The following is a 10112-nucleotide window of genomic DNA, read 5'->3' as shown; positions in this document are numbered from 1 at the left end:
GGATTGCGAGGTCTTCGGGGCGGGACTCTGTCGAACCGTTTCGGCACTTCGATGGCCCTGCGGCAACGATGCGCGCCCGCAGGCGTTCCTGCGCGCGCGAAAGGCGGCCGCTGACGCGGAACGGCTCTTGCTGGAGCGTTTAAAATCTGTCATTTTCCATCGTTAGGACAGTAAGACTGTCCCATTTCCGGCAGGGTGCCTGTCCGGTTGGCCGAGGATCTCCGCGGGTGACGTTTCCGGCGAACAAACGAGATTCCAAGACGATCGCCACCGTGGCGATTCGGGCCCGCACGGCTTGAGACCAGGCCGGCGTCGCGCCCGCGGGTCGCGGGCGCTTCCTCACCGAAGTCCCGCTGACGACAAAACCCGCCGAGAGCCGACGCTGTCGAGAGATGCACCCGAGGGCCGCTGGGCGCTCGGGCACGAAACATGCTCGCGAGCGAGCACGTCGGAGGCGAGGGATGGTGAGCGTGGTCGCATCTGCTGAGTTCGGGGCGCTTCAGGCGTCGATTCCCGCCACCCGTGACGGCGATGCGCCGCTGATCGTGCGCGATCACGCCCTGCCGAAGGCGCAGGGGCTGTACGATCCGGCCCGCGAGGGCGACGCCTGCGGCGTCGGCTTCGTCGCCGACATGCACGATCGCCGGACCCACGCCATCGTCGCGCAGGGCTTGCAGATCCTGAAGAACCTCGACCATCGCGGCGCCGTCGGGGCCGATCCGAAGATGGGAGACGGCTGCGGCATCCTCACCCAGATCCCGCACGCCTTCTTCCAGGCGGAGTGCGAGGGACTCGGCATCACCCTGCCGGAGCCGGGCCATTACGGCATCGGCCAGTTCTTCATGCCGAAGGACGCGGAGGCCCGCCGGCTCATCGAGGAGATCGTCGAGAAGGCCCTGGTCGACGAGGGCCTGCCGCTGCTCGGCTGGCGCGACGTGCCCGTGGACCCGAGCGATCTGGGCGTGATGGTCAAGGAGACCGAGCCCCACCACCGCCAGCTGTTCATCGGCCGCCCGGCCTCCATCGCCGACGAGGACGCCTTCGAGCGCCGCCTCTTCACCGTGCGCAAGGTGATCTCCAACAAGGTCTACGGCCTCAAGGACCCGCGCGCGGACATCTACTATCCCGTCTCGCTCTCCACCCGGACCATCGTCTACAAGGGCATGGTGCTGGTCACCCAGCTCGGCGACTACTATCGCGACCTGCTGGACGAGCGTTACGTCTCGGGCCTCGCCCTCGTGCACCAGCGCTTCGCCACCAACACCTTCCCGACCTGGCGCCTGTCGCACCCCTACCGGATGGTCGCGCATAACGGCGAGATCAACACCCTGCGGGGCAACGTCAACTGGATGGCCGCGCGCCAGGCCAGCGTCGATTCCGAGCTGTTCGGCAACGACATCTCGAAGCTGTGGCCGATCTCCTACGAGGGTCAGTCCGACACCGCCTGCTTCGACAACGCCCTCGAATTCCTCGTGCAGGGCGGCTACTCGCTCGCCCACGCCATGATGATGCTCATCCCCGAGGCCTGGGCGGGCAATCCGCTCATGAACGAGGAGCGCAAGGCGTTCTACGAGTACCACGCCGCCCTGATGGAGCCGTGGGACGGCCCGGCGGCCGTGTGCTTCACCGACGGCCGCCAGATCGGCGCGACCCTCGACCGCAACGGCCTGCGTCCCGCGCGCTACCTCGTCACCGACGACGGCCTCGTGGTGCTCGCCTCCGAGATGGGCGTGCTGCCGATCCCCGACGAGAAGATCGTCGAGTCCTGGCGCCTGCAGCCGGGCCGGATGCTGCTCATCGACCTGGAGAAGGGCCGCATCGTCTCCGACGAGGAGATCAAGAGCGAGCTCGCGGCCGCGCACCCCTACGCCGAATGGGTCAAGAACACCCAGATCGTGCTGGAGGACCTGAAGCCCGTCATCCCGCGCGCCTCGCGCTCGGACGTGTCGCTCCTCGATCGCCAGCAGGCCTTCGGCTACAGCCAGGAAGACCTCAAGCTGCTCATGGCGCCCATGGCCGTGACCGGCCAGGAGGCGGTGGGCTCCATGGGCACCGACACCCCGCTCTCGGCCCTCTCGGACAAGCCGAAGTCGCTCTACTCCTACTTCAAGCAGAACTTCGCGCAGGTCACCAACCCGCCCATCGATCCGATCCGCGAGGAGGCCGTCATGAGCCTCGTCTCGTTCATCGGCCCGCGCCCGAACCTGCTCGACATGGAGGGGGCTTCCCGCAAGAAGCGCCTCGAGGTTCGCCAGCCGATCCTCACCAACGGCGACCTCGAGAAGATCCGCTCGATCTCCCACTTCGAGGACCGCTTCGACACCAAGACCCTCGACATGACCTTCCCGGCCGAGACCGGGGCGGCCGCCATGGAGGGCGCCGTCGACCGCCTGTGCGACCGGGCCGAGGTCGCCGTGCGCGGCGGCTACAACATCATCATCCTGTCGGATCGCGGCGTCGGTCCGGATCGCATCGCGATCCCGGCCCTGCTCGCCACGGCCGCCGTCCACAACTACCTCATCCGCAAGGGGCTTCGCACCTCCGTGGGTCTCGTGGTCGAATCGGGCGAGCCGCGCGAGGTCCATCACTTCGCGTGTCTGGCCGGCTACGGCGCCGAGGCCATCAACCCCTACCTCGCCTTCGAGACGCTGATCGCGATGAAGGACGAGTTCCCGCCGGACCTGACCCCCGACGAGATCGTCTACCGCTACATCAAGTCCATCGATAAGGGCCTGCTCAAGGTCATGTCCAAGATGGGCATCTCGACCTACCAGTCCTATTGCGGCGCGCAGATCTTCGACGCCATCGGGCTGAACTCGGCCTTCGTCGCGCGGGACTTCTTCGGCACCGCCACCACCATCGAGGGCATCGGCATGGCCGAGGTCGCCGAGGAGACGGCGCGCCGGCACACGGATGCGTTCGGCGACGCGCCGGTCTACCGCACGGCCCTCGACGTCGGCGGCGAGTACGCCTACCGCCTGCGCGGTGAGAGCCACACCTGGACGCCGGATTCCGTGGCGACGCTCCAGCACGCCGTGCGGCTCGGCCTGCCCGAGCGCTACCGTGAATACGCCCGTCTCGTGAACGAGCAGGAGAGCCACCTCAAGACCATCCGCGGCCTGTTCCGGATCAAGCAGGCGGCCGAACTCGGCCGCGCGCCCGTCGCCATCGACGCCGTCGAGCCGGCCGTCGACATCGTCAAGCGCTTCGCCACGGGCGCCATGTCGTACGGCTCCATCTCGAAGGAGGCGCACGAGACCCTGGCCATCGCCGTCAACTCGTTCGGCGGCCGCTCGAATTCGGGCGAGGGCGGCGAGGAAGTCGAGCGCTTCAAGCCCATGGCCGACGGGCGTTCGCGCCGCTCGGCCATCAAGCAGGTGGCGTCGGGCCGCTTCGGCGTGACGACGGAATACCTCGTCAACGCCGACATGATGCAGATCAAGGTCTCGCAGGGCGCCAAGCCCGGCGAGGGCGGCCAGCTGCCCGGCCACAAGGTCGACGCCAAGATCGCCAAGGTCCGCTACGCCACGCCCGGCGTCGGCCTGATCTCGCCGCCGCCGCACCACGACATCTACTCCATCGAGGATCTGGCCCAGCTCATCTTCGACCTCAAGAACGTGAACCCGGCGGCCGACGTCTCGGTCAAGCTCGTTTCCGAAGTCGGCGTCGGCACCGTGGCGACGGGCGTGGCCAAGGCGCGGGCCGACCACATCACCATCTCGGGCTTCGACGGCGGCACCGGCGCGGCGCCGCTCACCTCCATCAAGCACGCGGGCGGTCCGTGGGAGACCGGGCTCGCCGAGACCCAGCAGACCCTGGTGCTCAGCCACCTGCGCGGCCGCGTCGTGCTCCAGGCCGATGGCGGCATCCGCACGGGCCGCGACGTCCTCGTGGCGGCTCTGCTCGGGGCCGACCAGTTCGGCTTCTCCACGGCGCCGCTCATCGCCGCCGGCTGCATCATGATGCGCAAGTGCCACCTCAACACCTGTCCGGTGGGCGTGGCGACGCAGGACCCCGTGCTGCGCAAGCGCTTCAAGGGCACGCCCGAGCACGTCGTCAACTACTTCTTCTTCGTGGCCGAGGAGCTGCGCGAACTGATGGCGGCCATGGGCTACACCAAGCTCGAGGACCTCATCGGCCGGGCCGACTTCCTCGACACCCTGGAGGTGATCGCGCACTGGAAGGCCAAGGGGCTCGACTTCTCCAAGCTGTTCCACCGCCCCGACGTGCCGGCGCACGTGGCGATCCGGCACACGGAGAAGCAGAAGCACCCCATCGACGACGTGCTCGACCGGCGCCTCATCGCCGGCGCCCGGGCGGCGCTGGAGGGCGGCGAGGCCGTGGTGGTCGACGAGGTCATCAAGAACTCCGACCGCACCGCCGGCGCCATGCTGTCGGGCGCCGTGGCCAAGCTCTACGGCCACGAGGGTCTGCCCGACGACACCATCCGGGTGAACCTGTCGGGCACCGCCGGCCAGAGCTTCGGCGCCTGGCTCGCGGCGGGCGTCACCGTGACCCTGACGGGCCACGCCAACGACTACGTCGGCAAGGGCCTGTCGGGCGGCAAGCTCATCATCCGCCCGTCCGACGCCCTCCGGGCGCCGCCGTCGCACACCATCATGGCCGGCAACACCGTCCTGTACGGCGCCATCGCGGGCGAGTGCTACATCCGCGGCTCGGCCGGCGAGCGCTTCGCCGTCCGCAACTCCGGCGCCATCGCGGTGGTCGAGGGCATGGGCGACCATGGCTGCGAGTACATGACCGGCGGCGTCGTCGTCTCCATCGGCGAGACCGGGCGCAACTTCGCGGCCGGCATGTCCGGCGGCATCGCCTACGTCCTCGACGCCGACGGCTCGTTCGCCGCCCGCTGCAACCTCTCCATGGTCGATCTCGAACCCGTCGAGGAGGAGGACGACCTCATGCGCCGCTTCCACCAGGACGGCGACCTCGAGACCAAGGGCCGCGTCGACATCCTCGCCGACATGTCGGGCCACGACGAGGAGCGCCTGTCCCAGCTCATCACCAATCACCTGAAGTACACGGGCTCCCCGCGTGCCAAGGCGATCCTGGAGGACTGGGCCGGCTACCGCACCAAGTTCGTCAAGGTCATGCCGGTGGAGTACCGTCGCGCCCTGCGCGAGATGGAGATGGCGCGGATGCCGGTGGCGGCGGAGTAGGCGTTTCCGCCTTTGCCAGCGCGCGCTTTCCCGGATGCGGATCACGTTTGATCCGGGAAAGCGCGACCGGACGCTGGCAGAACGCGGTCTCGATTTTGCCCGGTGCGGCGAGGTTTTCCTCGGACCGCATGCCACCAAAGTTGACGATAGGACGCCGTATGGGGAACGGCGCTACATCACGGTAGGATGCCTCGATGATCGAATGGTCGTCGTGGTCTGGACGGAACGGCACGGGACACGGCGTATCATCAGCTTGAGGGAAGCCAATGAGCGAGAGCAAGCGCGCTACGGTGGCTCACTCCCATGAGCCGCTGGCACCCGACGACATCGGGTGGGACCAGGACGATGCGCCGGAACTCGACGGTGAGTGGTTCGAACAGGCAGACCATCATATCGGAGAACGCCTCGTTCGACGGGGCAAACAGCTTGGGGTGACCGAGGAAGTTATTCTCCCTCGGGAGATCACCGAACCGTTTCGGGCGGGCGGTGCCGACTGGCAGATCAGGATCGAATCCGCATTGAAGGAATGGATGGCGGAACATCCTGAGCGGATTTGACGAAGGTGGCGACGCAAGGACACGCGAACGGATGGAATGTTGCGATCCGGTGTTGCGCGAAGGCATGACGATCGTGATCGAGCGTCCTTGTCGGCCTGCCGCACCCGCGACGCTCCTCGCCGTCCTATCGAGCCTTGGAGCGCTTGATGAGACGTGGCCCGTGATCGAGGACTCGTTGCCGGAGCCCTACGTCTGGCAGGAGCCAGACCGGGCGAGACCATAGCGAGCGCGCTCGCGGGAAAAGAATCGGTCTCCGCTTCGTGCGGAGCGCTTGGGGTGAGTGGGGCATAAGGTCATGGGCAAGGTCACGGGTTTTCTCGAATTCGACCGGCAGGAGCAGAAGTATCAGCTCGCGGCCGACCGCGTGCGGCATTTCCGCGAGTTCACGCTGCCGCTGGACGAGCATGACCTGAAGAAGCAGGCGGCGCGCTGCATGGATTGCGGCATCCCGTTCTGCCACGGCGACACCGGCTGCCCGGTCCACAACCAGATCCCCGACTGGAACGAGCTCGTGTTCCAGTCGGACTGGGAGGAGGCGGCGCGCAACCTGCACTCCACCAACAATTTTCCCGAGTTCACCGGCCGGATCTGCCCCGCGCCGTGCGAGGAGGCGTGCACGCTGAACCTCGAGAACCAGCCGGTGGCCATCAAGACCATCGAGCAGGCCATCGCGGATCGGGCCTGGAACAACGGCTGGGTGAAGCCCGAGCCGGCGTCGCACCGCACCGGCAAGAAGGTGGCGGTCATCGGCTCCGGTCCGGCCGGCATGGCGGCGGCGCAGCAGCTCGCCCGCGTCGGCCACGAGGTCCACGTCTTCGAGCGCGAGCCCAAGGCCGGCGGCCTGCTGCGCTACGGCATCCCCGACTTCAAGATGGAGAAGCGCCACATCGACCGGCGCGTGAAGCAGATGGAGGCCGAGGGCGTCCGCTTCCACTACGGCGTCAATGTCGGGGTGACGAAGTCCCTGGACGAACTCACCGCCGAGCACGACGCCGTGCTGTTTTCCGGCGGTGCCGAGGACCCGCGCAACCCGCAGCTGCCGGGGCAGGACCTCGTCGGCGTGCACTACGCCATGCCGTTCCTGGTCCAGTCGAACCGCCGGGTCGGCGCCGAGCCGATGCCGGGCAACGGCGAGCTGCCGATCCTCGCCACGGCCAAGAACGTCGTCGTCATCGGCGGCGGCGACACGGCGTCCGACTGCGTCGGCACCTCGTTCCGCCAGGGCGCCCTGTCGGTGACCCAGCTCGACATCCGCCCGCGTCCGCCGGAGCGCGAGGACAAGCTCTCGGTCTGGCCGTACTGGCCGACGAAGATGCGGACCTCGTCGAGCCAGGCCGAGGGCGCCGAGCGCGAGTTCCAGGCGGCGACCCTGCGTCTCGAAGGCAAGAAGGGCAAGCTCACGGGCGTGGTCTGCACCCGCGTCGACGAGAAGCGCCAGCCCGTCCCCGGCGGCGAGTTCGTGCTGCCGGCCGACCTCGTCTTCCTAGCCATCGGCTTCGCCGGCTCCGTCCGCAAGGGCCTGCTGGAGGAATCCGGCGTGACCATGGACAAGCGCGGCAACGTCACCGCCAACACCGTCGATTACCGGACCTCGAACGAGAAGATCTACGTCGCCGGCGACATGCGCCGGGGCCAGTCCCTCGTGGTCTGGGCGATCCGCGAGGGCCGGCAGGCGGCCCGTTCCATCGACGAGGCGCTCATGGGCGCGAGCGTCCTACCGCGGTAGCGATCACGGGCGTCCGCCGGACCCCCGTGATCGATGCCGCCGGGGTCAGCCCGGCGGCCAGCGGAAATCGTCGGCCCGGCCGGGCTGGGTGACGGGCGCGGCGCCCCTGAGAAGCGCCCGCTCGACGTTGCCCGAGGGATCGGCGTCGCGGGGGCGTCCGCTCATGAGCGCGCCGCCGGGGGCGATCTCGGCCCGCCCCAGGGGCACCACCGGTCCGGCCGCCGGCTTGACCGGCAGGGCCGGGATGCCGGGCGGCTCGGGCAGGCTCGGCAGCATGGCGGTGATCTGGCGGTCGATGGCGGCGGCGTCGTCGAGGCGCGGCGCCTCGCCGTCCACGGGGGCGGTGGCCACGGGCGCCGCCGGGGGCACCGCCGTCGAACCCGTCCCCATCATCCGCTTCAGCTCGACATCGGCGAAATGCGCGAGCTTGCGCGCGCCGGCCTTGGTGAAGTGCACGCCGTCGCCGGCCCTGAGCTTCGCCTCCTGGCCGTCGAGGTCCGGCCCCGTCGCGGCGTAGCGGTTGCGGTCGTCGACGAAGCCCGGCCAGATATCGACGTAGGTCTGGCCCGCCTTTGCGACGCGCTCGCGGGCGATGTCGTTGATCTCGGCGAGATCCTTGGTGAGGGACTCGCTGCGCATGGGCGGCACGCCGACCCAGACCAGGGGGATCTTCTGATCCACGAAGACCTTCACCAGGGCCTCGACGCGCTCGCCGTAGAGCTGGCGCCAGCGCTCGCTCAGGGGCTCGACGGTCTGATCGCCGTCCCGGATCGGCTGGCGGTCGTTGGCACCGACCATCACCAGGGCGTAGGCCACCTTCGGGGTGGTCTTGAGGTAGTCCTCGGCGGCCTTGGGCCAATCGACCAGGTCCCTGCGCACGAGGCCGCTGTCGGCGCGCGAGCGGTCGATCACCCCGACGGTGGTGTTCTCCTCGAACACGTCGCCGAGGCCGGCGCCGAGCGAGGCGGCCAGGGAATCGCCGAAGACGGCGATTCGGGTGGTGGGCTCGGCCTTCGGAACCACGGGTTTCGGCTGGGCGACGACGGGGGCCGGGCGCGGCTTGCGCCGGACCGCGCGGGGATCGTCGGCATAGGCCGGCGTGCGCGGCCGGGGCGTCGGCCGCAGGGTCGGCGTCGGCGCCGGCTGGGCCTGCTGCGGCCGGTCCTCCCACGGCCAGTAGAACTGACGGGGTGCCTCCTGCGGCGCGGGCGCGTAGCGCCGGGCGGCCTGGCGGGCGCCGGCATTGCCGTCGTCGCCATAGTACTCCCGGGGCCGGCGCCGGGGGGCGTCGTATCCCCCCCGCGGGGCGTCGTAGGAATCACCCCACTGCGCCGCGGCGGGGGGCGCCGCGCCGAGGACGAGGACGAGGCCGGCGAGGACGGACCAGGCCGCGCGCGGTGTCGGCACCATCATGGGGAGCCTCGCATGGAGAGCCTTGTTCGAGGGCCGGACGGGCCGGACTGTCCGCATCCTAGTCCATGCCGGGGCGCGGGTCTAAGGGCCGCCGCTCGTCGCCTCACGACCGTCCCTTGAGATGCGCCAGGAGGGCCGGGGTCGCGTAGCCGTCCGCCGGCAGGCCCTGCTCGATCTGGTAGCGGCGCACAGCCTCCCGCAGCTTCGGTCCGGCCCGGCCATCGGCCTCGCCGGTATAGAGCCTGCGGCCGGCGAGACCCGTCTGCAGGGCCTGGAGGCCGGTTTTGTCGAGGCGTTCGGCGGCGCTCGGCCAGGGGGCGGCCGGGGGCGGTCCACCGGCGAGGCGGTCGGCGAGGTGGCCGACGGCGAGGGCGTAGGAATCGGACGTGTTGTAGGCGCGGACCACCTCGAAATTGTCGGTGATGAGGAAGGCCGGCCCGCCGAGGCCCCCGGGCAGGAACAGGCTCGCGTTGCCCGAAGCGGGCAGGGGCGCCCCGTCCGTCCGCCGCACGCCCCGGCGGGCGAAGTCCGACAGGTCGGCCCGGTACGCGGTCAGGTCGAAGTCCGGGGGCAGGGTCACGGCATAGCCCCAGGACAAAGCGGGGTTCCACCCGAGTGTCTTGAGGTAGCTCGCGATGGAGGCGAGGGCGTCGGCCTGCGACCCCCAGATGTCGCGGTGGCCGTCCCCGTCGAAATCGACGGCATGGGCGAGGAAGCTCGAGGGCAGGAACTGCACCTGTCCCATCGCCCCGGCCCATGAGCCCTTCATGCCGGATGGTGCGATGTCGCCGCGTTCCAGGATCGTCAGGGCCGCCAGGAGTTCGTCCCGGAACAGGGACCCGCGAAAACCGGCCTGCGCCAGGGTCGCGAGGGCCCGGATCGTCGGCACCGTGCCGGCGCTGACGCCGAAATCGGATTCGACCCCCCAGAACGCCAGGACGATCCAGCGCGGCACGCCGAAGCGCGCCTCGATGGCCGCGAGGGTCGTGGCGAGGCGTGCCGCCTGCGCCTGTCCCCGGGCGATGCGGCCGGGGGAGACCGCGCCGACGAGATACTCCCAGACCGGCCGGGCGAACTCGCCCTGGCGCTTCGTGCGCGCCAGGACATCGGGATCGGCCGTGGTCACACCGGTGAAGGCCGCCGCGAAGGTTGCGTCGGAGACGCCCCGGGACAGCGCATCGGGGCGCAGCGCATCGATGAAGGGACGCAGGCCCGCGGCGGGGGCCTTCGGTCCGGGGG

General features: G+C 69.7%; 6 protein-coding genes. 4 read left to right on the top strand and 2 right to left on the bottom strand.

Features of this window, described 5'->3' with window-relative positions; all coding sequences use genetic code 11:
* Positions 1 to 509 precede the first annotated feature (509 nt).
* From gltB to FV218_RS20640, 4 genes are all read left to right on the top strand, one after another.
* Entirely contained in the window at positions 510 to 5177 is a 4668-nt protein-coding gene (gene gltB, locus FV218_RS20655; protein WP_246685213.1) for a glutamate synthase large subunit, read from the top strand.
* Positions 5178 to 5211: 34 nt separating this feature from the next.
* A complete protein-coding gene (locus FV218_RS20650) occupies positions 5212 to 5484 on the top strand; it encodes a BrnT family toxin (protein ID WP_147711368.1) in 273 nt (90 codons plus the stop codon).
* Complete coding sequence (locus tag FV218_RS20645) at positions 5444 to 5734, top strand: BrnA antitoxin family protein (protein WP_147711367.1); 291 nt, start codon at positions 5444 to 5446, stop codon at positions 5732 to 5734. The genes FV218_RS20650 and FV218_RS20645 overlap by 41 nt, the downstream gene beginning before the upstream one ends.
* A gap of 295 nt (positions 5735 to 6029) precedes the next feature.
* On the top strand, positions 6030 to 7460 hold the full coding sequence (locus FV218_RS20640) for a glutamate synthase subunit beta (RefSeq protein WP_056086776.1): 1431 nt from the start codon (positions 6030 to 6032) through the stop codon (positions 7458 to 7460).
* A gap of 45 nt (positions 7461 to 7505) precedes the next feature.
* Here the strand turns inward: FV218_RS20640 and FV218_RS20635 are convergent, their stop codons facing one another.
* Together FV218_RS20635 and FV218_RS20630 are read right to left on the bottom strand one after the other, a co-directional pair.
* Positions 7506 to 8870: an SGNH family hydrolase gene (locus FV218_RS20635; protein WP_246685212.1), complete on the bottom strand. Its 1365-nt coding sequence runs from the start codon at positions 8868 to 8870 to the stop codon at positions 7506 to 7508.
* 106 nt (positions 8871 to 8976) lie between these two features.
* Positions 8977 to 10112 (bottom strand): lytic murein transglycosylase (locus FV218_RS20630; RefSeq protein WP_147711365.1); only part of this gene is annotated, 1136 nt, incomplete at its 5' end.

Source organism: Methylobacterium sp. WL69 (genome assembly GCF_008039485.1).
GTDB lineage: Bacteria > Pseudomonadota > Alphaproteobacteria > Rhizobiales > Beijerinckiaceae > Methylobacterium.
This window is presented reverse-complemented; position numbering and strand designations above follow the sequence as displayed.

Bases quoted from the DNA above. Each gene is read 5' to 3' on its own strand.
- FV218_RS20650 (WP_147711368.1), top strand. From the start codon at position 5,212: ATGCGGATCACGTTTGATCCGGGAAAGCGCGACCGGACGCTGGCAGAA.
- FV218_RS20645 (WP_147711367.1), top strand. From the start codon at position 5,444: ATGAGCGAGAGCAAGCGCGCTACGGTGGCTCACTCCCATGAGCCGCTG.
- FV218_RS20640 (WP_056086776.1), top strand. From the start codon at position 6,030: ATGGGCAAGGTCACGGGTTTTCTCGAATTCGACCGGCAGGAGCAGAAG.
- FV218_RS20635 (WP_246685212.1), bottom strand. From the start codon at position 8,870: ATGGTGCCGACACCGCGCGCGGCCTGGTCCGTCCTCGCCGGCCTCGTC.